The 24719-nt window shown below is 71.5% G+C and carries 26 protein-coding genes and 1 tRNA gene; 21 read left to right on the forward strand and 6 right to left on the reverse strand.

Going from position 1 to position 24719, the window contains the following annotated elements:
• Window positions 1–41: 41 nt before the first annotated feature.
• The gene (locus ACZBH1_RS15135; protein WP_463646856.1) at window positions 42–1136 is read left to right on the forward strand and encodes a glycosyltransferase; all 1095 of its coding nucleotides are present in this window, start codon (window positions 42–44) and stop codon (window positions 1134–1136) included.
• 3 nt (window positions 1137–1139) lie between these two features.
• On the opposite strand, the gene ACZBH1_RS15140 is transcribed toward ACZBH1_RS15135, so the two are convergent.
• A complete protein-coding gene (locus tag ACZBH1_RS15140) occupies window positions 1140–1406 on the reverse strand; it encodes a DUF4031 domain-containing protein (protein WP_336397021.1) in 267 nt (88 codons plus the stop codon).
• Between the two features lie 154 nt (window positions 1407–1560).
• Between ACZBH1_RS15140 and rplU the strand changes: the two genes are divergently transcribed.
• The 17 genes from rplU (at window position 1561) to ACZBH1_RS15225 (ending at window position 16058) form a co-directional block, all read left to right on the forward strand.
• Window positions 1561–1869 (forward strand): 50S ribosomal protein L21, encoded by a 309-nt coding sequence (rplU, locus tag ACZBH1_RS15145; protein ID WP_109211193.1) that lies wholly within the window; start codon window positions 1561–1563, stop codon window positions 1867–1869.
• Window positions 1870–1887: 18 nt separating this feature from the next.
• A complete protein-coding gene (rpmA, locus tag ACZBH1_RS15150; protein WP_109211194.1) occupies window positions 1888–2145 on the forward strand; it encodes a 50S ribosomal protein L27 in 258 nt (85 codons plus the stop codon).
• 94 nt (window positions 2146–2239) lie between these two features.
• Entirely contained in the window at window positions 2240–3748 is a 1509-nt protein-coding gene (gene obgE / locus ACZBH1_RS15155) for a GTPase ObgE (RefSeq protein WP_463646857.1), read from the forward strand.
• Window positions 3745–4587 carry a glutamate 5-kinase gene (gene proB, locus ACZBH1_RS15160; RefSeq protein WP_336397023.1) on the forward strand — a complete coding sequence of 281 codons (843 nt, stop codon included), beginning with the start codon at window positions 3745–3747 and terminating at the stop codon, window positions 4585–4587. Before obgE ends, proB begins: the two co-directional genes overlap by 4 nt.
• Window positions 4584–5843, forward strand: a complete 1260-nt coding sequence (locus tag ACZBH1_RS15165) for a glutamate-5-semialdehyde dehydrogenase (RefSeq protein ID WP_463646858.1) — start codon at window positions 4584–4586, stop codon at window positions 5841–5843. The genes proB and ACZBH1_RS15165 overlap by 4 nt, the downstream gene beginning before the upstream one ends.
• 54 nt (window positions 5844–5897) lie before the next feature.
• Window positions 5898–6122 carry a hypothetical protein gene (locus tag ACZBH1_RS15170; RefSeq protein ID WP_336397025.1) on the forward strand — a complete coding sequence of 75 codons (225 nt, stop codon included), beginning with the start codon at window positions 5898–5900 and terminating at the stop codon, window positions 6120–6122.
• Between the two features lie 9 nt (window positions 6123–6131).
• The gene (nadD, locus tag ACZBH1_RS15175) at window positions 6132–6728 is read left to right on the forward strand and encodes a nicotinate-nucleotide adenylyltransferase (protein WP_336397026.1); all 597 of its coding nucleotides are present in this window, start codon (window positions 6132–6134) and stop codon (window positions 6726–6728) included.
• The gene (locus ACZBH1_RS15180) at window positions 6725–7915 is read left to right on the forward strand and encodes a hypothetical protein (RefSeq protein WP_463646859.1); all 1191 of its coding nucleotides are present in this window, start codon (window positions 6725–6727) and stop codon (window positions 7913–7915) included. Before nadD ends, ACZBH1_RS15180 begins: the two co-directional genes overlap by 4 nt.
• Window positions 7915–8295, forward strand: coding sequence for a ribosome silencing factor (gene rsfS, locus ACZBH1_RS15185; protein WP_336397028.1), 381 nt, complete (start codon window positions 7915–7917; stop codon window positions 8293–8295). Before ACZBH1_RS15180 ends, rsfS begins: the two co-directional genes overlap by 1 nt.
• Window positions 8296–8364: 69 nt before the next feature.
• Window positions 8365–8440, forward strand: a tRNA-Ala gene (locus ACZBH1_RS15190).
• A gap of 129 nt (window positions 8441–8569) precedes the next feature.
• Window positions 8570–9697, forward strand: coding sequence for a LolA family protein (locus ACZBH1_RS15195; protein WP_463646860.1), 1128 nt, complete (start codon window positions 8570–8572; stop codon window positions 9695–9697).
• 10 nt (window positions 9698–9707) lie between these two features.
• Window positions 9708–10691 carry an ABC transporter ATP-binding protein gene (locus ACZBH1_RS15200; protein ID WP_463646861.1) on the forward strand — a complete coding sequence of 328 codons (984 nt, stop codon included), beginning with the start codon at window positions 9708–9710 and terminating at the stop codon, window positions 10689–10691.
• Complete coding sequence (locus ACZBH1_RS15205) at window positions 10678–11535, forward strand: ABC transporter permease (protein WP_463646862.1); 858 nt, start codon at window positions 10678–10680, stop codon at window positions 11533–11535. The genes ACZBH1_RS15200 and ACZBH1_RS15205 overlap by 14 nt, the downstream gene beginning before the upstream one ends.
• Before the next feature lie 94 nt (window positions 11536–11629).
• On the forward strand, window positions 11630–12121 hold the full coding sequence (locus ACZBH1_RS15210; RefSeq protein WP_452324427.1) for a VOC family protein: 492 nt from the start codon (window positions 11630–11632) through the stop codon (window positions 12119–12121).
• Window positions 12118–13257, forward strand: a complete 1140-nt coding sequence (locus ACZBH1_RS15215) for a PQQ-dependent sugar dehydrogenase (protein WP_463646863.1) — start codon at window positions 12118–12120, stop codon at window positions 13255–13257. The genes ACZBH1_RS15210 and ACZBH1_RS15215 overlap by 4 nt, the downstream gene beginning before the upstream one ends.
• A gap of 39 nt (window positions 13258–13296) precedes the next feature.
• Complete coding sequence (locus ACZBH1_RS15220; RefSeq protein WP_463646864.1) at window positions 13297–14382, forward strand: zinc-binding metallopeptidase family protein; 1086 nt, start codon at window positions 13297–13299, stop codon at window positions 14380–14382.
• Window positions 14379–16058 (forward strand): acyl-CoA dehydrogenase family protein, encoded by a 1680-nt coding sequence (locus tag ACZBH1_RS15225; protein ID WP_463646865.1) that lies wholly within the window; start codon window positions 14379–14381, stop codon window positions 16056–16058. The genes ACZBH1_RS15220 and ACZBH1_RS15225 overlap by 4 nt, the downstream gene beginning before the upstream one ends.
• 14 nt (window positions 16059–16072) lie before the next feature.
• Here the strand turns inward: ACZBH1_RS15225 and ACZBH1_RS15230 are convergent, their stop codons facing one another.
• Window positions 16073–16369 (reverse strand): hypothetical protein, encoded by a 297-nt coding sequence (locus ACZBH1_RS15230; protein WP_452324423.1) that lies wholly within the window; start codon window positions 16367–16369, stop codon window positions 16073–16075.
• Here ACZBH1_RS15230 and ACZBH1_RS15235 point away from each other — a divergent pair.
• On the forward strand, window positions 16353–17297 hold the full coding sequence (locus tag ACZBH1_RS15235) for a glycoside hydrolase family 3 N-terminal domain-containing protein (RefSeq protein WP_463646866.1): 945 nt from the start codon (window positions 16353–16355) through the stop codon (window positions 17295–17297). The two genes, ACZBH1_RS15230 and ACZBH1_RS15235, sit on opposite strands and share 17 nt — an antisense overlap.
• Before the next feature lies 1 nt (window position 17298).
• Here ACZBH1_RS15235 and ACZBH1_RS15240 read toward each other — a convergent pair whose 3' ends face one another.
• Genes ACZBH1_RS15240 through ACZBH1_RS15255 form a run of 4 tightly spaced genes read right to left on the reverse strand, consistent with a single transcriptional unit; the run spans window position 17299 to window position 20701 of the window.
• Window positions 17299–18171 (reverse strand): 3-methyladenine DNA glycosylase, encoded by an 873-nt coding sequence (locus tag ACZBH1_RS15240; protein ID WP_463646867.1) that lies wholly within the window; start codon window positions 18169–18171, stop codon window positions 17299–17301.
• Between the two features lie 43 nt (window positions 18172–18214).
• Window positions 18215–18922 carry an SOS response-associated peptidase gene (locus ACZBH1_RS15245; RefSeq protein WP_463646868.1) on the reverse strand — a complete coding sequence of 236 codons (708 nt, stop codon included), beginning with the start codon at window positions 18920–18922 and terminating at the stop codon, window positions 18215–18217.
• A 41-nt stretch (window positions 18923–18963) separates the two neighbouring features.
• On the reverse strand, window positions 18964–20019 hold the full coding sequence (locus ACZBH1_RS15250) for an App1 family protein phosphatidate phosphatase (protein WP_336397064.1): 1056 nt from the start codon (window positions 20017–20019) through the stop codon (window positions 18964–18966).
• Between the two features lie 4 nt (window positions 20020–20023).
• A complete protein-coding gene (locus tag ACZBH1_RS15255; RefSeq protein WP_463646869.1) occupies window positions 20024–20701 on the reverse strand; it encodes a DedA family protein in 678 nt (225 codons plus the stop codon).
• Between the two features lie 42 nt (window positions 20702–20743).
• Between ACZBH1_RS15255 and pabB the strand changes: the two genes are divergently transcribed.
• Both pabB and leuS read left to right on the forward strand, forming a co-directional pair.
• Window positions 20744–22054: an aminodeoxychorismate synthase component I gene (gene pabB / locus ACZBH1_RS15260; RefSeq protein WP_463646870.1), complete on the forward strand. Its 1311-nt coding sequence runs from the start codon at window positions 20744–20746 to the stop codon at window positions 22052–22054.
• Window positions 22055–22146: 92 nt separating this feature from the next.
• Window positions 22147–24717, forward strand: a complete 2571-nt coding sequence (gene leuS / locus ACZBH1_RS15265) for a leucine--tRNA ligase (RefSeq protein ID WP_463646871.1) — start codon at window positions 22147–22149, stop codon at window positions 24715–24717.
• The last annotated feature ends 2 nt before the right edge of the window (window positions 24718–24719 follow it).

The raw sequence follows: 24719 nt of genomic DNA on the forward strand, positions 1-24719 counted from the left end.
CGCTAGTGTGAGCGCCGAGGGGCCGGGGGAGCGGGGGCGCCATGGCGCGCTACATGTTCGTCACGTGGGACGGCGGTGGGAACCGCGTGCCGTCGATCGCCGTCGCGCGGGCTCTCGTCGATCGCGGGCACGATGTGCGGGTGCTGGGGCACGACTCGCAGGCCGAGGCCTATCGCGCCGCGCACCTGCGCTTCACGGCGTACCCCAGCGCGCCCGGATTCGTGCTCGATCCCCGTCCGGGCGGCCTGCTGCGGCTGTTCACGGACAGGGGACTGGCCGACGACGCCGTGGCCCAGCTGACCGCGGCTCCGGTCGACATCGTGGTCGTGGACTGCACCCTCGTCGCCGTGCTGGACGTACTCGACCGCATGGATCAGCGCTTCGCCGTGCTCGAGCACACCATGCACGACTTCCTCGTCCCCGGGTTCCGCGCCCTCGAGGCGATCGCCTGGACGCGAGGGATCCGCGTCGCGCGGCCGCGCTCGCATGCGACGCCGATCCTGGTGGCATCCGTCCCCCGCCTGCGTGCGCCCTTCCCGCCTCAGCGGCCGCTGTCGGCGGGGCCGGGGGAGGTCGTGTACGCCGGAGTCATGACGCCGGCGGTGGCGGCGCGCCCCGACGCCTCGACCGTCGTCCTCACCCTCAGCACCTTCCGGTTCCCCGATCTGGTCGCGATGTGGCAGCGGATCCTCGATGCCGCGGACGGGATCGAGGCGCCGGTGGTCGCGACGCTCGGCCGCGCGGTCGCGCCGGGCGAGGTGACTGCGCCGCCGGGTGTGCGGGTTCACGAGTGGATGCCCCATGACGAGCTGTTCCCGGACGCTTCGCTGATCGTGGGGCACGGCGGGCACGGGACGACCCTCGCGGCGCTCGCCCACGGCGTGCCGGTGCTCGTGCTCCCGCTGGACACCACGTCGGATCAGCCCCGCATGGCTCGCGCAGTGACTCTGGCCGGAGTCGGGGAGACCCTTCCGCGGCGGGCCGGCCCGGCGGCCATCCGCGCGACGATCGAGCGGATGCGGCGCGATGCGGCGCTGCACCGCCGTGCGCAGGAGCTCGGGGCGGCGATCAGACAGCTCGACGGACCCCGGCGGGCGGCAGAGGTCCTGGAGCTGGCGGTTTCCGGCGGCCGGTGAGGCTCAGCGTCGGTCGCGGGCCTTCACCCGGAGCCCGGATGCGATGAGACGGCGCACCAGCTCGTGTCCGCTCACGTGCTGCGCTCCGGCCGCCACGAGCCTCGCATGCGCCTCTTCCGGGACGTCGTAGTGGTCGAGATCGAAGCCTCGTCGCGGGATGCCGTTGGCCGCGGCGAACGCGTGCAGCTCGCCGAGGTCGGAGTCCGTCACCAGGTGCGCCCACAGTCGCCCGTGCGCCGGCCAGCGCGGATCGTCGATGAGGATCGCCACGTCCGAATCCTACGCACGGATGCCGCGCGCGCCCGCTTTCGCGACCGCATCCGGCATCTGATAAAGTGGACCCTTGGTGCGTCGAGATATCCGCACCGAGTCTTTCATGACGTCCTGAGCGCGTGCGCGTGCTCCCAGAAGAAACAGGTGTGAAGTGGTTTACGCAGTTGTGCGCGCCGGTGGCCGGCAGGAGAAGGTCGAGGTCGGCACGATCGTCGTTCTCGACCGCCAGGCCGCGAAGGTCGGCGACAAGATCGAGCTCCCCGCGGTGCTCTTCGTCGACGGTGACACCGTGACGACCGACGCCGACAAGCTCGCGAAGGTCACCGTGACCGCCGAGGTGCTCGGCGAGGAGCGCGGCCCCAAGATCGTGATCCAGAAGTTCAAGAACAAGACCGGCTACAAGAAGCGCCAGGGCCACCGTCAGGACCTCACGCGCGTCAAGGTCACCGGCATCAAGTAAGCCACAGGAGACGCAGAGATGGCACACAAAAAGGGCGCAAGCTCCACCCGCAACGGTCGTGACTCCAACGCGCAGCGCCTCGGCGTGAAGCGCTTCGGCGGCCAGGCCGTCAACGCCGGCGAGATCCTCGTCCGCCAGCGCGGCACCCACTTCCACCCCGGCGCCAACGTCGGCCGCGGTGGCGACGACACCCTGTTCGCGCTCGCCGCGGGCGCGGTCGAGTTCGGCCACAAGGGCGGCCGCAAGGTCGTCAACGTCGTGGCGGTCGCGGAGTAATCCTCGACAGGCTCACGCACCGCGAAAGTGGCGCAGACTTCGAGAAGGGGCGGGCTTCGGCTCGCCCCTTCCCTTTATCCCTGAGGGGGACCGGATGGTCACGTTCGTCGATCGGGTGACGCTTCACCTGCGCGCAGGCAAGGGCGGCAACGGCTGCGTCTCGGTGCGCCGCGAGAAGTTCAAGCCGCTCGCCGGCCCCGACGGCGGGAACGGCGGGCACGGCGGCGACATCGTGCTCGTCGCCGACCCGCAGGTGACGACGCTGCTGTCGTACCACCACTCTCCGCACCGCAACGCCGGCAACGGCGGGTTCGGCATGGGCGACAACCGCTCCGGTGCCGCCGGAGAGGGCCTCGAGCTCCCCGTGCCCGTCGGGACGGTCGTGCGCGACCCCGACGGCGAGGTCCTGGTCGACATGATCGAGCCCGGCATGCGCTTCATCGTGGCTCCGGGCGGTCAGGGCGGTCTCGGGAACGCGGCGCTGGCCAACCCCAAGCGCAAGGCGCCCGGGTTCGCGCTGCTGGGCGTGCCCGGCTGGGAGGGCGATGTCCTCCTCGAGCTGAAGACCGTCGCCGACGTGGCGCTGGTCGGCTTCCCGTCCGCCGGCAAGTCGAGCCTCATCGCCGCGGTGTCGGCGGCACGGCCGAAGATCGCGGACTACCCGTTCACCACCCTCCATCCCAACCTCGGTGTCGTGCAGGCCGGCGACGTGCGCTTCACCGTGGCCGACGTGCCGGGTCTCATCGAGGGTGCGAGCGAGGGCAAGGGGCTCGGACTGGAGTTCCTCCGCCACGTCGAACGCTGCACGGCGCTCGTGCACGTCCTCGACTGCGCGACGCTCGAGCCCGGCCGCGACCCCATCACCGACCTCGACGTCATCCTCGCCGAGCTCGGCGCCTACCCGGTCCCGGAGGGTCAGGTCCCGCTTCTGGAGCGACCTCAGCTCATCGCACTGAACAAGGTCGACGTCCCGGAGGCGAAGGATCTGGCCGACCTCGTGCGACCCGACCTCGAGGCACGCGGCTACCGCGTGTTCGAGATCTCCACCGTCAGTCACGCAGGCCTGCGCCAGCTCACCTTCGCCCTCGGCGACATCGTCGCGGCGCATCGTCTCGAGCAGGCGAATACACCCGCCCCCGAGCGCATCGTGATCCGGCCGAAGGGCGCGGACCGGGACTTCACCGTGCGGGTGGAGGGCGGCACCTACGGCAACATCTACCGCATCCTGGGCGACAAGCCGGTGCGCTGGGTGCAGCAGACCGACTTCCAGAACGACGAGGCCGTCGGCTTCCTGGCCGACCGTCTCGACAAGCTCGGCGTCGACGACGCGCTGTACCGCGCGGGAGCCACGCCGGGGGCCACCGTCGTCATCGGCGAGGGCGACGGCATCGTCTTCGACTGGCAGCCGGCGCTGACGTCGGCCGCCGAGGTCATGACGGCCCCGCGCGGCACCGACCCTCGTCTGTACCAGGGCGGCCGTCGCACCAGCTCCGAGCGCCGTGAGCAGTACCACGAGCTCATGGACGCGAAGGCTCAGGCCCGCGCCGACCTCGAGGCCGAGCGCCTCGCCGAGCGCGGGTGGGCCGAGGAGGACGCCGAGTGAGCACCCCCGAGCGCCGCGACCTCCCGGCCGCGCGCCGCGTCGTGGTGAAGGTCGGATCGAGCTCGATCAGCGGTGACAACGCCCACAAGATCGCGCCGCTCGTCGACGCCCTCGCCGCGGCGCACGGGCGCGGGACCGAGGTCGTGCTCGTGTCGTCCGGCGCGATCGCGACGGGCATGCCCTACCTGCTGCTCGACGAGCGGCCCAGCGACCTCGCCACGCAGCAGGCGGCGGCGGCCGTCGGCCAGAACGTGCTGATCTACCGCTACCAGGAGGCGCTGCGACCGTTCCGCATCGTCGCGGGTCAGGTGCTGCTGACCGCGGGTGATCTCGAGAACCCGACGCACCGCTCCAACGCCCGCCGCGCGATGGAGCGCCTGCTCGGCCTCCGCATCCTCCCGATCGTCAACGAGAACGACACCGTCGCGACCCACGAGATCCGCTTCGGCGACAACGACCGCCTCGCCGCGCTCGTCGCACAGCTGATCGGTGCCGACGCACTGGTGCTGCTGAGCGACATCGAGTGCCTCTACACGCGCCCGCCGGACGAGCCGGGCGCAGCGCCCATCCCGCGCGTGGCATACGGCGACGACCTGCACGGCTTCCAGTTCGGGTCGGTCGTGGTCAACAGCGTCGGCACCGGCGGCGCGGCGACCAAGGTGTCCGCTGCACGTCTGGCGGCGGCATCCGGGATCGGAGTGCTCGTCACGAGCGCCGACCTCGTCGCCGAGGCGCTCGCGGGCGCCGAGATCGGCACGTGGTTCCAGCCGAATCCCGAGCCCGCTGCGCCCGCCGCGACCGGACCCGTGCGCACCGCCGCCGATAGACTGGTCCGATGACCACCACCGCCACGACGGCACGCGAACGGATGCTTCTGGCGAAGGACGCCGCCCGCACCGTGGGCATTCTCGGCGACGAGGCCAAGCGCGACGCGCTGCTGGCCATCGCCGATGCGATCGAGGCCGCGGCGCCCCGCATCGTGGCCGCAAACGCGGAGGATCTGCAGCGCGGCGCCGAGACGGGACTCTCCACGGCACTGCAGGACCGGCTGCGGCTGGATGAGCCGCGGGTCGCCGCGCTGGCGGCAGCGGTGCGCGAGATCGCGGCACTGCCCGATCCGGTGGGGCGGGTCCTCGACGAGCGCACCCTCGCCAACGGCGTCTCGCTGACGAAGGTCGCGGTGCCGTTCGGCGTCGTCGGGTCGATCTACGAGGCACGTCCGAACGTGACCGTCGACATCGCCGCTCTCGCCCTGCGGTCGGGCAACGCCGTGGTGCTCCGCGGCGGCACCGCTGCCGAGAGCACCAATGCCGCTCTCGTGAGCGCCATGCGCGGAGCCCTGGCCGATCGCGGCCTCGACCCGGAGGCGATCCAGACGGTCGACGAGTTCGGGCGCGATGGCGCGCGGGAGCTCATGCATGCCCGGGGGATCGTGGACGTGCTGGTGCCGCGGGGGAGTGCGCAGCTCATCGAGACGGTCGTGACCGAATCGTCGGTCCCGGTGATCGAGACGGGCGCCGGCGTCGTGCACATCGTGCTCGACGAGACCGCGCCGCTGGAGTGGGCCCGCGACATCGTGGTCAACGCCAAGACGCAGCGTCCCAGCGTCTGCAACGCGGTCGAGACCGTGCTCGTCCACCGGGCGGCCGCCGAGCGACTCGTGGGCCCCGTCGTCGAGGCGCTGCAGCAGGGCGGCGTCACCGTGCACGGCGACGAGTCCGTCGTGCGGCTCGCGCCAGGGGTGACACCGGCCACCGACGACGACTGGGCGACGGAGTACCTGAGCCTCGACCTGGCGATGCGCGTCGTGGATGATCTCGACGATGCGCTCGACCACATCCGGCGCTACTCCACCCATCACACGGAGTCGATCGTGACGCGGGATGCCGCGAACGAGGCCCGGTTCCTCGCCGAGGTGGACTCTGCCGTGGTGATGGCGAACACCTCCACCCGGTTCACCGACGGCGGCGAGTTCGGGTTCGGCGCCGAGGTCGGCATCTCGACGCAGAAGCTGCACGCCCGCGGGCCCATGGGCCTGGCCGAGCTCACCAGCTCCAAGTGGCTAGCGCGCGGCGCAGGGCAGGTCCGCGCGTAACGGAATAGACTGGTCCAGTCCTGCGCCCCAGAGGCGAACCCGAACGGAGCCCGAATGACACTCGCCACGATCATCGCCCTCGCCGCCGAAGAGGCCGAGCACCACGGAAACGTCGCTCTCGAGACGGTGTGGTACGGCATCGTCGCGGTCATCGTCTTCGCCGCGCTGGCACTCGTGACGCTGTCGTACCGCAACGTGGCCAACCGTCACTCCCACAAGGCCGAGGCGTACGCCCGGGCCCACGCCGACGACCTCCAGCGAGCGGGGCACGGCCACTGAGGCTGCCCCATGACGGCGACGGCGGCCCCGCGGATCGGGGTCATGGGCGGGACGTTCGACCCGATCCATCACGGTCACCTCGTCGCCGCCAGCGAGGTGGCGCAGTGGTTCGATCTCGATGAGGTCGTCTTCGTCCCCACGGGCGAGCCATGGCACAAGGCCGACGTCTCGCCGTCCGAGCATCGCTATCTGATGACCGTCATCGCGACGGCATCCAATCCCCGCTTCACGGTCAGTCGCGTCGACATCGACCGCGAAGGAACCACGTACACCATCGACACGCTCCGCGATCTGAAGGCCCAGCGCCCCGACGCGGAGCTGTTCTTCATCACCGGTGCCGACGCCATAGCGCAAATTCTCAGTTGGAGAGACCATGATGAACTGTGGGACCTCGCCCACTTCGTCGCGGTGTCCAGGCCCGGACACGTTCTGAACACGGACGGTCTGCCCAGCGACGACGTCAGCCAGCTCGAGATCCCCGCCCTCGCCATCTCATCGACGGACTGCCGCGATCGGGTTCAGCGGGGACACCCCGTGTGGTACCTCGTTCCCGACGGGGTCGTCCAATACATTGCGAAGCACCACCTCTACCGGAGCAAGGAATGAGCACACCCGAGCACCCGGCGACACCAGCCCTCACGCGCAAGCAGATCCGCGAGCTGCGCAACACGGGATCCACCCCCGTGATCAGCGGAACCCCGGCGTCGGCCGACGACGTCACCGAGACCTCCGAGACCGAGGCGCCTGCCGACGCCGCGCCCGTCGCGCCGCCGGCCGCTGCGCCGTTCCCGCGTCCTGCCGAGCCGGTCGACGTGCCCCCGCCCCCGGTCGCGGACTCCGCGGTGGATCTCGGCGTCTCGCCGTTGACCCGACGGCAGGCCCGTCAGCAGGAGCGCATCCGCACCGCATCCGTCCCCGTCATCACGCCGGAGATCGTCGCGGCGCACGCCGCAGGCGTCCCCGCACCCGCCCCCAGCCTGCCTGCAGCGCCCGTGGCCGCCGCGCCGGACGCCGCGACGCAGGAGTCCGGGCGTCCGCTCTTCACCGCCCCGGACGACGCGTCGCAGGTATCCACCGACAGCGGCGTGCATTCGCTGTTCGGCCTCTCGCGCGAGAGCGAGCCGGCGGCTCCCGCAGCCGGCCGCGATCAGGGCGCTTCGGCGTCGGCCAGCGTGGCGCCGGTACTCGCTCCCGAGCGCACCGCCCGGACGGACGAGGACGAGGCCTCCGCCGACGCGTCCTCCGACCCGGACGAGGATGAGTCGCGCGAGGAGGAGCAGCCGAAGTCGGTCGTCAGCCCTCACCTCGGTGCGAGCCTCCTCGACGCCGACCCCGTCGCCGGCACGCCACAGGCCGTGGAGTTCCCGCCGTCGTTCGATCAGCTGCTGTCGCGGACCACGGGGGCGACGGTCATCCCGAACACCCTCATCGTCTCGCAGGCGCCGGAGGTGTCGCCGCTGGTGGCGCCCGTCACCGCGACCGGCGAGGTCATCGTGACCGGAACCTTCAACCTGCCCGAGGGACTGGGCTCGACCGGGCACGCGAAGGGGACCGCGGACGGCAAGGAGATCGACGCGACCCTCATTGACGGCGAGCTGCCGCGCCACTCCTCGCCGACGCCCATCGCCGCCAGCGCCGCGGTCAGCACCTCCAAGATGCCGGGTGAGGTCATCAAGCCGCCGGCACCGGAGAAGGGCGGCAAGCTCATGATGTCGCTGGCGATCACGGCGGGCGTCCTCGCCCTCGCGCTGGTGGGCGTCCTCATCCTCGCGTTCGTGACGGGAGTCTTCTGATGGTCGCGAGTGCGCAGTCGCACGACATGCTCCGGATCGCCGCGGCCGCGGCGGACGCGAAGGGCGGCGAGGATCTCATCGCCCTCGACGTGTCCGAGCCGCTTCCGCTCGTCGACATCTTCCTCCTCGTCACCGGTCGCAGCGAGCGCAACGTCGCGGCCATCGCCGACGAGATCGAGGACAAGCTGCTCGAGGCCGGCTACAAGCGACTGCGCCGCGAGGGACGCCAGGAGTCGCGCTGGGTGCTCATCGACTTCGGCGACCTCGTCGTGCACGTCTTCCACGAGCAGGAGCGCGTCTACTACGGCCTGGAGCGGCTGTGGAAGGACTGCCCGGTGGTGCCGGTGACCCTTCCCGCTCGTGCGGCCGCGGAGGAGTGACGGTGGTTCGGAGCACCCCGAGCAGTGTTGTAAGCTAGACGAGTTGCCCCGCGAGAGCGGGGAACGTCAGGGCCTGTGGCGCAGCTGGTAGCGCACCTGCATGGCATGCAGGGGGTCAGGGGTTCGAGTCCCCTCAGGTCCACCAAAACTTCCGGTAAAGCACCGAATCTTCCTTCCCTCATCAGGGATTGTCACTGGTTCGCAGTCGTCTTCTGGACCCTGAGTGTTCACCGTGATCCGGGACGGGATGCCGGCACCGGCGTAGCCTTGCCGCATGAGCAGCAGGAGCCGTGTGCTCGCCGGTCGTCCCCTCGCGTGGGTAGCGGCGATCGCCGCACCGATCGCGGTGGGCGCCGCGGTGCTCGTGCCGATGGCGGCCAGCGGAGCGGTCGATCTGCCCGACAAGTCCGTCGAGGAACTGATCGCGTTCGCGAGCGCCAGTGAGGTCGATGCGCTCAGCGGGACGATCGAGCAGTCGTCCGAGCTCGGACTGCCGGACCTGGCCGGGTTGACCGGCGGACCACGGGAGCGCGACGACGGGCCGCGCGCGGCAGAGGTCGACGACCTGATCGCCCTGGTCACCGGCTCGCACACGGCGAACGTCTACCTCGACGGCGATCAGGCGCGCCTGCAGGTGCTCGACCAGCTCGGCGAGCGCAACGTCTACGTCGACCACGACGCGGGGGAGGCCTGGTTCGTCGACAGCGAGTCGCAGACCGCCACGAGGCTCGCCCTTCCGGCGGGCGCGTCACCCGGTGCGGGCGATGCCGGCCGCGCCCTGCCGACTCCCGACCGGATGCTCGACGAGGCGCTGGCCCGGCTCGACGCCACCACCGAGGTGACGGTGGGAACCGACGCGCGTGTGGCCGGGCGCGAGGTGTACGAGCTCCTCATCGTGCCGCGCACGGAGGACACCCTCGTCGGCGAGGTGCGCTTCGCCATCGACGGCCAGAACGGCGCTGCGCTCGCGGCATCCGTCACCGCGCGGGGCGCGAGTGCGCCCGCCTTCGAGATCGAGTTCACGCGCATCGACTTCTCGGCTCCGGCCCCCGACACCTTCGCCTTCGAGCCCGGCGCCGACATGGTCGTGGTGGAGAAGGACCTCACCCGGCCGGATGACGCCGAGCACGAGGGGGACGCAGAGAAGGGGGATGACGCCCCCGCGGTCATCGGAGAGGGCTGGGCGACAGTGGTCGCGCTGACCGCGGCCGATGGCTCGGGCGTGCCGCAGGCACTCGAGCCTGCTCAGCTCGCGATGCTGGAGAGCGTCACCACCGCCGTCGAGGGCGGCCGCGCCCTGCAGACCTCGCTGGTCAGCGTCCTGTTCACGGACGACGGTCGCGTGCTGGCGGGCGCCGTGCCCGCTGCGCGTCTCGTCGAAGCCGCCCGGACCGGCCGCTGACGGACCGCCGGTGACGATCCCGACCCCGGTGCGCCCGACCGAGGGGGCCGAGCCGGCCATCGTGACCACCGGCCTCACGAAGCGATTCGGTGCGCAGACCGCCGTCGACGCCATCGACCTCGCGGTGCCCCGCGGGTCGGTCTACGGGTTCCTCGGGCCGAACGGGTCGGGCAAGACCACGACGATCCGGATGCTGCTGGGACTGCTGAGGCCGACGGGCGGTGCGGCGCGCGTCCTGGGCGCCCCGATGCCCCGGTCACTGGACACCGTCCTTCCCCGCGTGGGAGCGCTCGTCGAGGGCCCCGCGTTCTCGTCCTTCCTCACCGGGGAGCAGAACCTGACCCGCTTCGATGCCGCGGACCGTCATTCGCCGAGCCGCACGCGCACGGCGCGGGTGGCGGCGGCGCTCGAGCGCGTCGGCCTCGCGCACGCCGCGAGGAAGAAGGCGCACGCCTACTCGCTCGGCATGAAGCAGCGCCTCGGGCTCGCCAACGCACTGCTGATGCCGCGAGAGCTGCTCGTGCTCGACGAACCCACCAACGGGCTCGATCCGCAGGGCACCCGCGAGGTCCGGTCCCTCATCCGCTCCTTCGCCGCCGACGGCACGACGGTGTTCGTGTCGAGCCACCTGCTCGCCGAGGTCGAGCAGCTGTGCACCCACGTCGGAGTGATGAGCGGCGGACGGCTCGTGGCCCAGGGCACCCTCGACGACTTCCGCCGCCGCGGCGGACCCACCCGCGTCCGCGTCCGCACCCCCGACGTCGACGCAGCCCGGGCGGTGCTCGCATCGATGAAGATCCGCCCCGACGCGCAGGATGGGGCATCCGATCATGATCTGGTGACCGGGATGCTGCACGACGGCGTCCCCCCGGAGGCGCTGGTGGCCGCGCTCGTCGCGGCAGACGTGCGCGTGCGAGGGTTCGACGTGGTGGGCGAGACTCTCGAGCAGCGGTTCGTCGAGCTGACCGGCGAGGGCTTCGATGTCGTCGCGTGACGTCGCGACGGCCACACCCCGCGCCGGATCGGGGACGTTGCAGCTGTTCGGCAACGAGCTGTCCACCCAGTTCCGGCGCTGGCGTACGTGGGCGATGCTGGCCGCTCTCGCGCTCATCCCGATCCTGCTGGGGGTCGCGATCCGGCTCGTGGGCGGATCGAGCCCTGGTCGCGGACCGGCGTTCCTCGATCAGATCACCGGCAACGGGCTCTTCGTCTCGCTGGCGGCGCTGACGGTCGCGATCCCGCTCTTCCTCCCCCTCACCGTGAGCGTCGCGTCGGGCGATGCGATCGCCGGCGAAGCGAGCCACGGCACGCTTCGCTATCTGCTCATCGCCCCGGCCGGACGCGTGCGCCTCCTCCTCGTGAAGTACCTCGCTGCGGTGGCGTTCTGCCTCTCGGCGACGCTCACGGTGATCGCGATCGGAGTGCTGGTGGGGTGGATCCTCTTCCCCGTCGGGCCGGTCACGCTGATCACCGGGACTCAGGTGTCGGTCGGTGAGGGCCTGCTGCGTCTTCTCGCCGTGGGCGCCTACGTGTCGGTGTCGCTGTGCGGACTGGCGGCGATCGGACTGTTCCTCTCGACGCTCACCACCGTGCCCATCGGAGCGATGGCGGCGACGGCGATCCTCGCGGTCGCCGCCCAGATCGTCGGTGCGATCCCGCAGCTCGACGCCGTGCACCCGTGGCTCTTCACCGACCGGTGGCTGGACTTCGGCGACCTGCTGCGCTCGCCGATCGCCTGGGACTCGTTCGCAGGCAACGCGCTGCTGCAGGGCGGCTACATCCTCGTGTTCGGGTTCGCCGCGATCACCAGGTTCACCACGAAGGACGTCCTCTCGTAGGACCAGGAGCAGGCCGCCCGACCGGCCGGCCCTTCCCCTTCCCGGGATGCGCCGGCCATTGCGCGAGGGGGCCGCGTCGGCGAGGGTGGGACGCATGAGCGGCGTGACTCCCTTCCTCTGGTTCGACGACTCGGCGGAGGAGGCGGTCAGCTTCTACACCGCGCTCATCCCGGACTCCGAGATCGTCTCGCTGGGCCGGTATCCCGACGAGGTGCCCGGCATGGGCGGCAAGGTGATGCACGTCCACTTCCGACTGGCGGGCCGGGACTACTACGGCATGGATGCGGGTCCGCAGTTCCCCTTCACCGAGGCCGTCTCGCTGTATGTCTCGTGCGCCGACCAGGCCGAGGTCGACCGGTACTGGGACGCGCTGACCGCCGACGGCGGCCAGGAGCAGCCCTGCGGGTGGCTGAAGGACCGCTGGGGGCTGTCGTGGCAGATCATCCCGGATCGCCTCGTCGAGCTCATCCGCCATCCCGACGCCGACGTCGCACACCGTGCCGTTCAGGCGATGCTCCGGATGCGGCGCATCGACCTCGCGGCTCTCGAGGCCGCCGTGGCGGACACCGCCGTGGGCGACGGATGACGTCACCCGCCCGCGTGGCGGCGGCCGCGTTCCTCGTGCTCGCACTCCTCGCGGCATCCGGCTGCACCTCCCGCCCGCAGGGCGGGGCGCCGACGTCGCAGGCCCCCACGCTCGGGCCGAGCCCTGCCCCCGAAGCCGGCACACGGTGGCGCGCCGGCTCGGCGACCGGCACGCTGGCATCCGGCCTCGACGCGCCCTGGTCGGTGGTCCCGCTCCCGAACGGTGGAGCCCTCATCTCCCAGCGCGGGGACGGGACCGTGCTCGAGCTCACGGCATACGGCGGTCTGCGTCTCGCGGGGACGATCCCGGGCGTGGTGTCCGGAGGCGAGTCGGGCCTGCACGGCCTGGCTCTGCGGGAGGCGGGCGAGACCACGCTGCTGTACGCGTACTTCGGCGCGGCGGAGGACAACCGGGTGGTCCGGATGCCGTTGCAGGGGGAGGCCGGGGCATACGCCCTCGGTCCGGCGGAGGTCGTCGTCGAGGGCATACCGCGCGCGAGCACGCACGACGGCGGTCGCCTCGCGTTCGGCCCGGACGGTTACCTGTACGTCACGACGGGCGACGCGCAGCGGTCCGATGCCGCGCAGGATCCGGACGCCCTCGGCGGGAAGATCCTGCGCGTCACTCCGGACGGCGACCCCGCGCCCGGCAACCCCTGGGGCAACGCGGTCTACTCGATGGGACACCGCAACGTGCAGGGCATCGCCTGGACCTCCGACGGCACACTGTGGGCGAGCGAGTTCGGCCAGAACACCTGGGACGAGCTGAACCGCATCGACGCCGGGGCGAACTACGGATGGCCGGTCGTCGAAGGCGTGGGCGGGCGGGCGGAGTTCGTGGATCCGGTCGTCACATGGGCGACGAGCGAGGCGAGCCCCAGCGGAATCGCCGCGTATGGCGACACCGTCTTCGTCGCGGGCCTGCGCGGCGAGCGGCTGTGGCAGATCGACACGCGGGACGGCGAGGCCGTGCGGAGCCCGGTCGCCGCTCTCGACCGCGCGCACGGCCGGCTCCGCGACGTCATCGCGCTGCCGGATGCCTCGCTCTGGGTGCTCACGGGCAACACCGACGGCCGCGGAACGCCGCGAGAGGGCGACGACCTCCTGCTCCGCGTCCCGCTGACACCGGCGACCTGACGCGGGACGTCTGCTGACGCGGCGCGCTACGGTGAGAGCGTGAGCTCGCAGCCCCGCTGTCCGCATTGCCGCCATTTCGTCTACCTCGACACGCTGCAGTGCCCCAACTGCGAAGGGGAGATCGCGTACCACCTGCTGACGCGCGAGTTCTACGGCATCCGTCACGGTCAGGTCGTCATCGACGGCGCCACCTGGTACACGTGCTCCAATCGCGACTGGGCGTGCAACTGGCTGGTGTGGGAGAACGCACCCGCCGGGCGCTGCTTCTCGTGCCGCCTGACGCGCCGCCGGCCCGCGGCGGACGACACCGTCGCCCTGGACAAGCTGGCCAAGACGGAAGAGGCCAAGCGCCGGCTGCTTCTGCAGCTGGCCGACCTCGGCCTGCCCATCGTGGGGTGGGACGTGCGTGAGGGCGGCCTCGGCTTCGACCTCATCTCCAGTCTCTCCGACGGCAAGCCGGTGACGATCGGACACGCGAACGGCATCATCACGATCGACCTGGCGGAGAGTCTGGACGACCGGCGCGAGGCCCTGCGGGTACGGCTCGGCGAGCCGTACCGCACGATCCTCGGCCACCTCCGCCACGAGGTGGGCCACTACTTCCAGAACGTCCTCTTGACCGACGACGACCTGTGGGCGCGCTCTCGCGAGCTGTTCGGCGACGAGCGCACGAGCTACCGCGAAGCGCTCACCCGCTACTACCAGGTGGGCGCGCCGGCCGGCTGGCAGGAGTCCTTCATCTCGGAGTACGCGACGATGCACCCCTGGGAGGACTTCGCCGAGACCTTCGCCCACTATCTGCACATCACCGGCACCCTGCAGACGGCTGCGATCATCGGCATCCGCCTGGACGCGGCGGTGACCAATCTGCGCGACACCGACGTCGTTCCGCTCGTCTCCTACGAGCGCGAGCCGATCCAGCGCCTGCTGACGGACTGGGAATGGCTCTCGCAGAGCTTCAACCGCATCAACCGGTCGATGGGCTTCGGCGACCTGTACCCGTTCACGATCGTCACGCCCGTGCGGCACAAGCTGGCGTTCGTGCACGACATCGTCACGCGGGCACCGCTGACGCCGGAGCAGCAGTATGCGCTGGCCCTGCCGGTGGAGAGCGAACGGGCATGACCTCGCTCGGGCGCGGTGATCGGGTGATCGGGCAGGCGACGCACCACGTCGAGAATCAGCCGCCGTGGCGCGTCGACGTGAACGAGTACGACCTGAACGTCCCGCTCGGCGAGGCGGTGCGGACCTTCGGGGCGGGCTGGGCCGAGGACGACCTCCTCGAGGCCGGACGGCTCGTCGGATCGGCGTCGTTCCAGCGCGATGCGCAGCTGGCCGAGGTGCATCCGCCCGCCTCGCACGCGCACGATCGCTGGGGCTTCCGGCTGGACGAGGTCGAGTACGACCCGTCCTACCACCGGGTGATCGGCGAGGCGATCGCGCGCGGCGCGCACACCTCGGCGTGGGCGGATCCGCGGCAGGGCGCGCACGTCGCACGGGCGGCGATGTTCATGCTGTTCGCGCAGGTGGAGCCGGGCCACGCCTGCCCGGTGTCGATGACCCACGCCGCCGCGGCGTCGCTGCAGGACGCGGGGTGGATCTCGGACGAATGGCTGCCCAGGCTCCTCTCACGCGAGTACGAGCCGCGCCTCGTCGTCGAGGGCGGGAAGCGCAGCGCGCTGATGGGCATGGCCATGACCGAGAAGCAGGGCGGCTCGGACGTGCGCGCCGGCACCACGGTCGGCGAATCGATGGGCGGCCGGGCGTACCAGCTGACCGGGCACAAGTGGTTCTGCTCGGCGCCGATGTCGGATGCCTTCCTCGTCCTGGCTCACACGCGGAACGGCGGCACCGACGAGGGACTGTCGTGCCTCTTCGTCCCGCGGATCCTTCCCCACGGCATGCGCAACGTCTTGCGCATCCAGCGGCTGAAGGACAAGCTCGGGAACCGCTCGAACGCGTCCGCCGAGATCGAGCTCGACGGGACCGTCGGATTCCTGGTCGGCGAAGCCGGCAGGGGCGTCCGTGCGATCATCGAGATGGTGCAGCGCACCCGGCTGGACTGCGTGCTGGGCACGGCCGCCGGGATGCGGCAGTCGCTGGCCGAAGCGGTGTGGCACACGCGTGGCCGCCGCGCGTTCGGCGCGCTGCTGGTGGACCAGCCGGCGATGACGGCGGTGCTCGCCGACCTCGCGCTCGAGTACGAGGCGGCGATGCTCTCCGGCCTGCGTCTGGCGCAGCTGTTCGAGTCCGGGGCGTCCGACCGGGACGTCGCGCTGCGGCGGCTGGCGACCCCGGTGTCGAAGTACTGGGTGTGCAAGCGCGGTCCGCAGCACGCCTACGAGGCACTGGAGTGCCTCGGCGGCAACGGCTACACCGAGTCCTTCCCGCTGGCCCGCCGATACCGCGAGCAGCCGGTGATGGCGATCTGGGAGGGCTCCGGCAATGTGATCGCTCTGGACGTCCTCCGAGCGCTGACACGCGACCGCGACTCGGGCGAGGCGTTCGCCGACGAGCTCGCCGGCACGGCGGGGGCTTCGGCCGTCCTCGATCGGCACGTCGACCGCACGCTCTCGCTGCTGAGCCGGCTGTCGGGTGCCGCATCCGGCGACGCGGCGCCGCAGGCGCGGCGGATCAGCGAGGACCTCGCGCTGGCCTTCCAGGCCTCGCTCATGCTCCGCCATGCTCCTTCGCGCGATGCCGAGGCGTTCATCGCCGCGCGGCTGGGCGACGAGCGCCGCGCGCAGTACGGCGTGCTGCCGGTCGGGACGGATGCCGCTGCCGTCGTCGCGCGCCACTGACACCTCGACGCCGCTTAGGCTTGATGGATGACGGCAGCGGCGCGGGTGGGATGCTTCGCCGCGGTCGTCGCCGCCGCGGTGATCGCGTGCGCGTCCTGCGCTCCGGCGCCCACGCCCACCGCCTCGCCCACGCGCTCACCGTCCGCGGCCTCGACGCCCACGCCGTCGCCGTCGCCCGACGAGGCGGCGACGCCCGCTGAGAACGCGGTGGCGGCGATGACCCTGCGGGAGCGGGCTGCCAGCGTCGTGATGGGGCACATCCCCACGACAGACGCCGCGGCGCTGCACTCGTACATGTCGGAGACCGGCATCGGCGGCTTCCTCCTCATGGGGGCCAACATGCCCGCCGACGAGGCCGCTCTGCAGGAGATCACCGCCGCCCTCACCGTCGATCCCGGGAGCCCTCCGCTGATCGCGATCGACCAGGAGGGCGGGGACGTCTCGCGTCTTCCGTGGGACGACCTCCCCGCGCCGTACGAGCTGCAGCAGGCCGACCCGTCCGCGTCCGAGGCCGCCTATTCAGGCCGCGCGGCGCTTCTCGCCCAGAGCGGCATCACCGTGAACTTCGGCATCGTCGCCGATGTGTCGGCCGACCCTGCCTCGTTCATCCACCGGCGCGTGCTCGGCACGACGCCGGACTCGGGAGCCGCGAGGGTGGCCGCCGCGGTGAAGGGCGAGCAGGGCGTCGTGCTCTCCACACTCAAGCACTTCCCGGGTCACGGCGCAGCTCCCGGCGACTCCCACGCATCGATCCCGTCGACGGGGATGACGCTCGATCAGTGGCGGGCCGCCGATGCGCTGCCGTTCGGCGCCGGTATAGACGCGGGGGCGGAGCTCCTCATGTACGGGCACCTCGCCTACACCGCGGTCGACGCGGCGCCGGCCAGCCTCTCCACCGAGTGGCACCGGATCGCGCGCGAGGAGCTCGGCTTCGACGGCGTCGCGATCACCGACGATCTCGGCATGCTGCAGGCCTCCGGCATCGACGCGTACGCAGACCCGGTCGCCAACGCCGTCGCCGCCCTGGCGGCGGGCAACGACATGGTGCTGACCGTCGTGTACTCGACGGCCGACACCGCGCCGCAGACGGTCGACGGCATCGTCGCAGCCGTGGAGTCGGGGGCGCTCCCGGCCGAGCGGCTCCAGGAGGCGGCGGAGCGCGTGACCGAGCTGCGCCTGGCCATCGCGGAGGCTGACGGCGGCGAGCTGCCGTGCACGACCTGCGAGCCGGCGGGCTGACTCAGCCCGCTGCGATCTCGAGCAGGCCGGCACGGATGATCGCGCCGCGCTCGGCGAACCCGCGCTGCTCGCGGACATACGCGGCCTTGCCCTCGGCGGTCTCGATGGGCACGGCGTCGTACCCCCAGTCGGCGAGGTCGTACGGGGATGCCCGCATGTCGAGCACCCGGATGTCGCGCGCGAGCTCGAAGGCGTCGAGCAGAAGCTCGCCGGGCACCAGCGGCCCCAGCTTGACGGCCCATTTGTAGAGATCCATTCCCGCGTGCAGGCATCCGGGCTGCTCGAGGTCCGCCTGCCGCTCGCGGGTCGGCGTCTCGCGATTGCGCGGGACGGCGGCCGGGGTGAAGAACCGGAAGGCGTCGAAGTGGGTGCAGCGCAGGTCGTGCGCATCGACCACGGCATCGGTGGCATCCTGCCCGAGACGCAAGGGGACCGGATGCCGGTGCTCCGCCTGCCCGTAGACCATCGCCCATTCGTGGAGACCGAAGCAGCCGAACCCGGGTGTCCGGTCCGCGGTGGCACGGAGGATCCGGGCGATGTTGCCCACGAGGGCCCCGCGCTCCGCGCGGAATCCCGCGCCGTCGACGGCGATCGCCCCCCGCGCGCTGCCGGGGCGGTACCAGCGCCACCGGGCACGGGCATCGGCTGCGGCATCCGCGAGCTCCACGCCCTCACCCGGATGCCAGCGGTGCAGCACGGCCGGCTTGTACGAGTAGTACGTGAAGAGGAAGTCCTCCACCGGGTGCGTCTCGCGGCGCTCCTGGCGCGCCCGCCGGGCGGCCGTCGAGGCCCGTGCCCGCGTCTCGTGCGCGGCCTCGCGCTCACGCCAGACCGCCGCCGGCAGCACGGGGGCGGAGGGCGGCGCGATGGTCACCGTTCGAGGATACGCGGGCTCGTACAGCCGCCGAGCCGGAGCGTCACACCGGCTCGATGAGCTCCGGCGCATCGTTGCGGACGTTGCCGACGGCGGTGGACACCTCGTGGTCGTCGAGCGTCTCGGCGAGGGCGGGGGCGGCGTCGATGGCGGCGTCGAGCACGTCCCGCACATTGTCGATGGTGGGATCGAGCCACGCGTCGGCGTGATCCGGGTCGAGGAACAGCGGCATGCGGTCGTGGATCGAGCCGAGCCGCCCGATGGCGTCGCGCGTGAGGATCGTGAAGCTCAGCAGCCAGCGATCGGGGTCGTCGTCGCCCTTCGTCTTGTCGCGCCACCACTCGTACAGGCCTGCGAGGAACAGCGGCTCGCCGTCGGCCGGGTGGATGTAGTGCGGGATCTTGACGCCGTCGACGTTCTTCCACTCGTAGTAGCCGGAGGTGGGCACCACTGCTCGGCGCTTCTCGAGCGCTCCGCGGAACATCGGCTTGTCTTCGAGCTCTTCGGCGCGCGCGTTGAAGGCCCGCGCCCCGATCTTGGTGTCTTTCGCCCACGACGGGACGAGCCCCCACCGCGCCGCCTCGAGCCGCCGGGTCGGCGGTTCGGTCTTGGCGGAGTCGAGCACGATCGCCACGCGGGAGGTCGGCGCCACGTTGTACGACGGCTCAGGGAGGTCATCGCCTTCGACGTCGACGCGCAGCACCCCGACGAGGTCGGAACCGGCACTTGCCACCACGAAGCGTCCGCACATGCGGCCAGCCTACGCGCGGCCGCCGACGTCGGCGCGGCCGCTCAGGCCTCGATCGTGCCGCCGCTGCCGAGGACGCCGACACCCTCCAGGCGCTCCAGCAGGCCGGCGCCGTCGTCGTCGCTCACCCAGGGCACGGATGCCGCGGCGTGGTCGTTCACGGCCGTGCGGCCACCGGCGAGCACGGCCTCGGCGGGGGAGAGGCGCCGGATCGCGACCGCCACCACCTGTGAGGGGTGCTCGTCGGTGAAGGTGGTGTAGATCTCGTCGTCGTGCTGGCCGTCGTCGCCGATCAGCAGCCACCGCACGTGCGGGAACTCGTCGGCCAGGCGCCGGAGGTTCGTGAGCTTGTGGGTCTTCCCGCTACGGAACCACCGATCGTGGGTGGGACCCCAGTCGGTCAGCAGGAGCGACCCCGGAGGGAAGACGTGACGGCTCAGGAAGCGGATGAGCGTGGGCGCGATGTTCCAGGCGCCGGTCGAGAGGTAGATCAGCGGCGAGCCCGGGTTCTCGCGCACCACCCGCTCCATCAGCACCGCCATTCCGGGGACCGGCTGGCGGGCGTGCTCATTGACCACGAACGAGTTCCACGCCGCCAGCAGCGGGCGGGGCAGCGCCGTGACCATGACGGTGTCGTCGACGTCCGAGACGACTCCGAACTCCACGTCGGAGCCCACGACGAACGTGCGCGTCTCGACCGGCTCGCCGCCCTCGACCGACATCGTGAAGGTCTGCCAGCCCGGCTCGAGCTTCGCCGGAAGCCGCGTGTCGATGACGCCGCCGCGATCGGCGACGACCTCGTGGTCGACCCCGCCGATGGAGACCGTCACCTGCGCGTAGCCGATCGGGACGGCGACGAAGCTGCGCCAGCCGCGGACGCCCGCGTACTCGCCGGACTCGGTCGTCTTCGCCGGCGGGGCGATCATGACCCGCCCGAGCACGCGCACCCAATCGGGCCCCGCATACCCCGGGAAGGGGGCCACCGTCGGCCTGTGGCCGCGTCGCCGGGCGCGTCGCTCCCGCCAGGCGTGGAAGCGATACTCCAGGCGAGCGAACCACAGCACGTTGGCGGGCTCGGACCGGGTATCGGTGGCAGACACTCCTTCAGTCTTCCATGTCCGCCACGGCGGCCTGGTCGGGACCGTCATGATCGAGGTGCTTCCGCTCGGCGCGCTCGATCACCTTCTTGCTGACGAAGACCAGGCCCAGGAACAGCACGATGACCCCGACGAAGATGTAGCCGGCGTAGTGCAGCTGATCGGCCAGCTCCCGGTACGTCCCCGCCGCGAGAGCGGCCACGGAGATGTACAGCGTGGACCAGATGACGCACGCGGGGATGGTCCACGCGAGGAAGCGCCGGTAGGGGAATCCGCTCATCCCCACCGTGAGCGGGACCAGCGAGTGGAGCACGGGCAGGAAGCGGGAGATGAAGATGGCGGGGCCGCCGCGACGCCGCAGATAGCGCTCGGAGCGGGCCCAGTTCTCCTCGCCGATGCGGCGCCCGAGCCGGGAGTGCCGGATCTTGGGGCCGAGGAATCGTCCGAGCCAGAAGCCGATGCTCTCGCCGGCCAGCGCGCCGAGAACGACGGCGATCCCGAGCAGCACGCCCTCCAGGGGCGACGCCACGGCGGTCCCGGCGACGATGACGATGGTGTCGCCGGGCACGACGAGCCCGACGAGCACGCTGGTCTCGAGCATCACCGCGACACCGGCGAGGAGGGTCCTGACGAGGGGGTCGACGCTCTGGACGGCGTCGAGGAGCCACGTGAGGAACTCGTTCACGCCACGAGCCTAGAGCTCCGTCCGTCCCTCTAACCTGGGAACATGTCGGACCCTCTCGCCGCCGCGGACCTCGCGGAGTGGGTGGATCCGGCATCCGTCTTCTCCGCGCTGCTCGCCGATGCGGAGCACGTCTTCTGGCTGGATGCCGGGCCGGCGGCCGAAGCCGGCTGGAGCTTCATGGGCACGGGCACGCCTCAGGACGCCGCCGTCGTGCGCGCGACGGCGTGCGGCGGCGGCGAGGACGACGGCGACAGCCCGTTCCGCGGCGGCTGGGTGGGCTGGATCGGCTACGACGACGCCGCGGCCCGCGCCGGCGCCCCCGCCGTCCGCGACGACGACGCCGTGCCGCACGAGCGGTGGCTGCGGGTCGAGCGGCTCGTCGCCTTCGACCATGCCCGCCGGCGCGTCCGCGTGTTCGCGCCCCCGAGCGCGCTGACCGGGCTGGTCCAGGCCGTCGCCGCGGCGACGACCGGGCCGGCGCCTGCGCCGCCCGCGCCCCTGGGACACGCCCGCTCGCGCCACACGCCGGACGAGTACGCGACTCTCATCGAGCGCTGCCGCGATGCGATCCGCGAGGGCGACGCCTACCAGCTGTGCCTGACGACGCGTTTCGAGGTCGAGGCATCCGTCGACCCGGTGCAGGTCTACCTGCGGCTGCGCGCTGCGACCCCCGCCCACCACGGCGGGTTCGTGCGCTCGGGCGACTCTGCGCTGCTGAGCGCGAGCCCGGAGCGCTTCCTCCAGGTGGAGCGCGGCGGCGAGGGCGCGGCGATCGTGCGGACCCGCCCCATCAAGGGCACCCGCCCGCGCGGCCGCGACGCCGCCGAGGACGCGGCGCTTCGGGCGGAGCTGCGCGGGAGCGAGAAGGAGCGCGCCGAGAACGTCATGATCGTCGACCTCATGCGTAACGACCTCTCGCGCGTGTGCGCGCCCGGCACGGTCGGCGTCGACGCGCTCCTGGAGGTGGAGTCGTATCCCGCCGTGCATCAGCTGGTCAGCACGGTGTCCGGTGCGCTCGTCCCCGGCACGACGCTCGCGGACCTGCTCGACGCGACGTTCCCCGCCGGGTCGATGACCGGTGCGCCGAAGCTCTCCGCCATGACGATCCTGCATCGGCTGGAGGCCGCGCCGCGCGGCGTGTTCTCGGGCTGCTTCGGGTGGGTCGGCGACGACGGCGCGCTGGATCTCGCGATGGTCATCCGATCGATCGTGGTGCGACCGGACGGCGCGTACGTCGGCGCGGGCGGGGGGATCACATGGCGATCGGATGCCGCGGCCGAAGTCGCCGAGGTGGGCATCAAGGCGCGCGGGCCGCTGGCGGCGCTCGGCGCCGGACTGCCGCCCGGCTGGTGAGGGCGCCCTTCCGCTAACCTGGAAGACGCGCTTCGCGCGCTGAGCGCGTCTCAGCCCCTCCCATGATTGGTTCTTCCCCCGTGAGTCAGACCATGTCCTCCGACACCAGTGCGCCCGCAGAGGGCTACGACGCCTACGCCATCCAGCAGAAGTGGCAGGCGCGCTGGGCCGAGGCCGACCCCTTCCGCGCGGGCGGCGACGACGACACGCGGCCGCGCAAGTACGTGCTGGGCATGTTCCCGTATCCCTCGGGCGACCTGCACATGGGCCACGCCGAGAGCTACGCGTACGTCGACATCGTCGCGCGCTTCTGGCGCCACCGCGGCTACAACGTCCTGAACCCGATCGGCTGGGACTCGTTCGGGCTGCCCGCCGAGAACGCCGCCATCCAGCGCGGCGCCGACCCGCGCGAGTGGACCTACGCGAACATCGCGCAGCACAAGAAGAGCTTCCGGGAGTACGGCTCGTCGTACGACTGGAGCCGCATCCTGCACACCAGCGACCCGGAGTACTACCGGTGGAACCAGTGGCTGTTCCAGCGCCTGTACGAGCGCGGCCTGGCCTTCCGCAAGGAGAGCCCGGTCAACTGGTGCCCCAACGACCAGACGGTCCTCGCCAACGAGCAGGTCGTCGACGGGCACTGCGAGCGGTGCGGCGCCGAAGTGATCAAGAAGAAGCTCACGCAGTGGTACTTCAAGATCACCGAGTACGCCGACCGCCTGCTCGACGACCTGAACCAGCTCGAGGGGTTCTGGCCGCAGAAGGTCATCCGCATGCAGCGGAACTGGATCGGCCGATCGGTCGGGGCCGACATCGACTTCGAGATCGAGGGTCGCGCCGAGAAGGTCACGGTCTTCTCCACCCGCCCCGACACGCTGCACGGCGCGACGTTCATGGTCGTCGCCCCCGACAGCGACCTGGCGGCGGAGCTCGCCGCGGGCTCGACCGCCGAGGTGCGCATGCGCTTCCAGGACTACCTCGAGACCGTGCAGCGCGAGACCGAGATCGAACGGCAGAACACCGACCGGCCGAAGACCGGCGTCTTCCTGGACCGCTTCGCGATCAACCCGGTCAACGGCGACCGCCTGCCCATCTGGGCCGCCGACTACGTGCTGGCCGACTACGGGCACGGCGCGGTCATGGCGGTGCCCGCCCACGACCAGCGCGACCTCGACTTCGCCCGAGCGTTCGACCTGCCCGTGAAGGTGGTCGTCGACACGACCGCGCCGATCACGGGCGCGATCCCCGTCATCGAGCTCGACGACGACGGCGTCCCGATCGACCCGGGCCCGGTGGACACCCTCGACGACATCGACCCCGCGCGCACCGGCATCGCGCTCACCGGCGACGGCCGCATGATCAACTCCGGCTCGCTCGACGGCCTGTCCAAGCGCAATGCCATCGCGCGGGTCATCGAGGAGCTGGACGCCGCGGGCACCGGCCGCGCCGCGAAGTCATACCGCCTGCGCGACTGGCTGATCTCGCGCCAGCGCTTCTGGGGCACGCCCATCCCGATGATCCACACCGAGGACGGGCGCATCGTGCCGGTGCCGGACGACCAGCTGCCGCTGCGCCTCCCCGACGCGCAGGGCCTAGACCTCGCGCCCAAGGGCACCTCGCCGCTGGGCGGGGCCACGGAGTGGATGCAGACGACCGACCCCGAGACGGGGGAGCCCGCGCTGCGCGACCCCGACACGATGGACACGTTCGTCGACAGCTCGTGGTACTTCCTGCGGTTCCTGTCGCCGACGGACGACGCCGAGGCGTTCCCGCCGCGTGCCGCCGACCGGTGGGCTCCCGTCGACTCGTACATCGGCGGGGTCGAGCACGCCATCCTCCACCTGCTGTACGCGCGCTTCATCACGAAGGTCCTCTTCGACATGGGGCTCATCGAGTTCACGGAGCCGTTCTCGAGCCTCATCAACCAGGGCATGGTGCTGCTGGACGGCTCGAAGATGTCGAAGTCGAAGGGCAACCTCGTCGAGTTCGCCTCGAGCATGGTCGACCCCGGCGCCGACGCGGTGCGGATCGCGATCGCGTTCGCCGGTCCCGTCGAGGACGACATCAACTGGGAGGACGTGTCCACGACGGGCGCCCAGAAGTTCCTCGCGCGCGCCTGGCGCGTCGCCAAGGACGTCACGAGCGACCCCGATGTCGTCTGGGCCGAGGGCGACACCGCGCTCCGCCGCGTCACGCACCGACTGCTCGCGGATGCCCCCGGGCTGGTCGAGCAGACGAAGTTCAACGTCGTCGTCGCCCGCCTGATGGAGCTGGTCAACGCCACCCGCAAGACGATCGACACCGGCGCCGGCCCCGCCGACCCCGCCGTCCGCGAGGCCGCCGAGGCGACCGCGATGATCTTGGATCTGTTCGCCCCGCACACCGCCGAGGAGATGTGGCAGATCCTGGGCTACGAGGGCTTCGTCGGCCTCGTGCCGTGGCGCACGGCCGACCCGACGCTGCTGGTCGAAGAGAGCGTCACGGCGGTCGTGCAGATCGACGGGAAGGTGCGCGGAACCCTGCAGGTGCCCGCGCGCATCGAGGCCGCCGAGCTCGAGCGCCTCGCGCGGGCGGACGAGAAGGTCGTCCGTTCGCTGGCGGGTCGTGAGATCACGCGCGCGGTCGTGCGACCGCCGAAGGTCGTGAGCTTCAGCACGCACTGACG

This window comes from Microbacterium sp. ZXT2-5 (assembly GCF_055329545.1).

Excerpts from the sequence above, each read along its gene's own strand:
- ACZBH1_RS15225 (WP_463646865.1), top strand. The coding sequence starts at position 14,379 with ATGACCTCGCTCGGGCGCGGTGATCGGGTGATCGGGCAGGCGACGCAC.
- ACZBH1_RS15210 (WP_452324427.1), top strand. The coding sequence starts at position 11,630 with ATGAGCGGCGTGACTCCCTTCCTCTGGTTCGACGACTCGGCGGAGGAG.
- ACZBH1_RS15180 (WP_463646859.1), top strand. The coding sequence starts at position 6,725 with ATGAGCACACCCGAGCACCCGGCGACACCAGCCCTCACGCGCAAGCAG.
- ACZBH1_RS15215 (WP_463646863.1), top strand. The coding sequence starts at position 12,118 with ATGACGTCACCCGCCCGCGTGGCGGCGGCCGCGTTCCTCGTGCTCGCA.
- nadD (WP_336397026.1), top strand. The coding sequence starts at position 6,132 with ATGACGGCGACGGCGGCCCCGCGGATCGGGGTCATGGGCGGGACGTTC.
- ACZBH1_RS15170 (WP_336397025.1), top strand. The coding sequence starts at position 5,898 with ATGACACTCGCCACGATCATCGCCCTCGCCGCCGAAGAGGCCGAGCAC.
- ACZBH1_RS15135 (WP_463646856.1), top strand. The coding sequence starts at position 42 with ATGGCGCGCTACATGTTCGTCACGTGGGACGGCGGTGGGAACCGCGTG.
- ACZBH1_RS15205 (WP_463646862.1), top strand. The coding sequence starts at position 10,678 with ATGTCGTCGCGTGACGTCGCGACGGCCACACCCCGCGCCGGATCGGGG.
- rsfS (WP_336397028.1), top strand. The coding sequence starts at position 7,915 with ATGGTCGCGAGTGCGCAGTCGCACGACATGCTCCGGATCGCCGCGGCC.
- leuS (WP_463646871.1), top strand. The coding sequence starts at position 22,147 with ATGTCCTCCGACACCAGTGCGCCCGCAGAGGGCTACGACGCCTACGCC.
- rpmA (WP_109211194.1), top strand. The coding sequence starts at position 1,888 with ATGGCACACAAAAAGGGCGCAAGCTCCACCCGCAACGGTCGTGACTCC.
- ACZBH1_RS15235 (WP_463646866.1), top strand. The coding sequence starts at position 16,353 with ATGTCGGAGACCGGCATCGGCGGCTTCCTCCTCATGGGGGCCAACATG.
- pabB (WP_463646870.1), top strand. The coding sequence starts at position 20,744 with ATGTCGGACCCTCTCGCCGCCGCGGACCTCGCGGAGTGGGTGGATCCG.
- ACZBH1_RS15195 (WP_463646860.1), top strand. The coding sequence starts at position 8,570 with ATGAGCAGCAGGAGCCGTGTGCTCGCCGGTCGTCCCCTCGCGTGGGTA.
- ACZBH1_RS15245 (WP_463646868.1), bottom strand. The coding sequence starts at position 18,922 with ATGTGCGGACGCTTCGTGGTGGCAAGTGCCGGTTCCGACCTCGTCGGG.
- obgE (WP_463646857.1), top strand. The coding sequence starts at position 2,240 with ATGGTCACGTTCGTCGATCGGGTGACGCTTCACCTGCGCGCAGGCAAG.
- ACZBH1_RS15165 (WP_463646858.1), top strand. The coding sequence starts at position 4,584 with ATGACCACCACCGCCACGACGGCACGCGAACGGATGCTTCTGGCGAAG.
- ACZBH1_RS15230 (WP_452324423.1), bottom strand. The coding sequence starts at position 16,369 with ATGCCGGTCTCCGACATGTACGAGTGCAGCGCCGCGGCGTCTGTCGTG.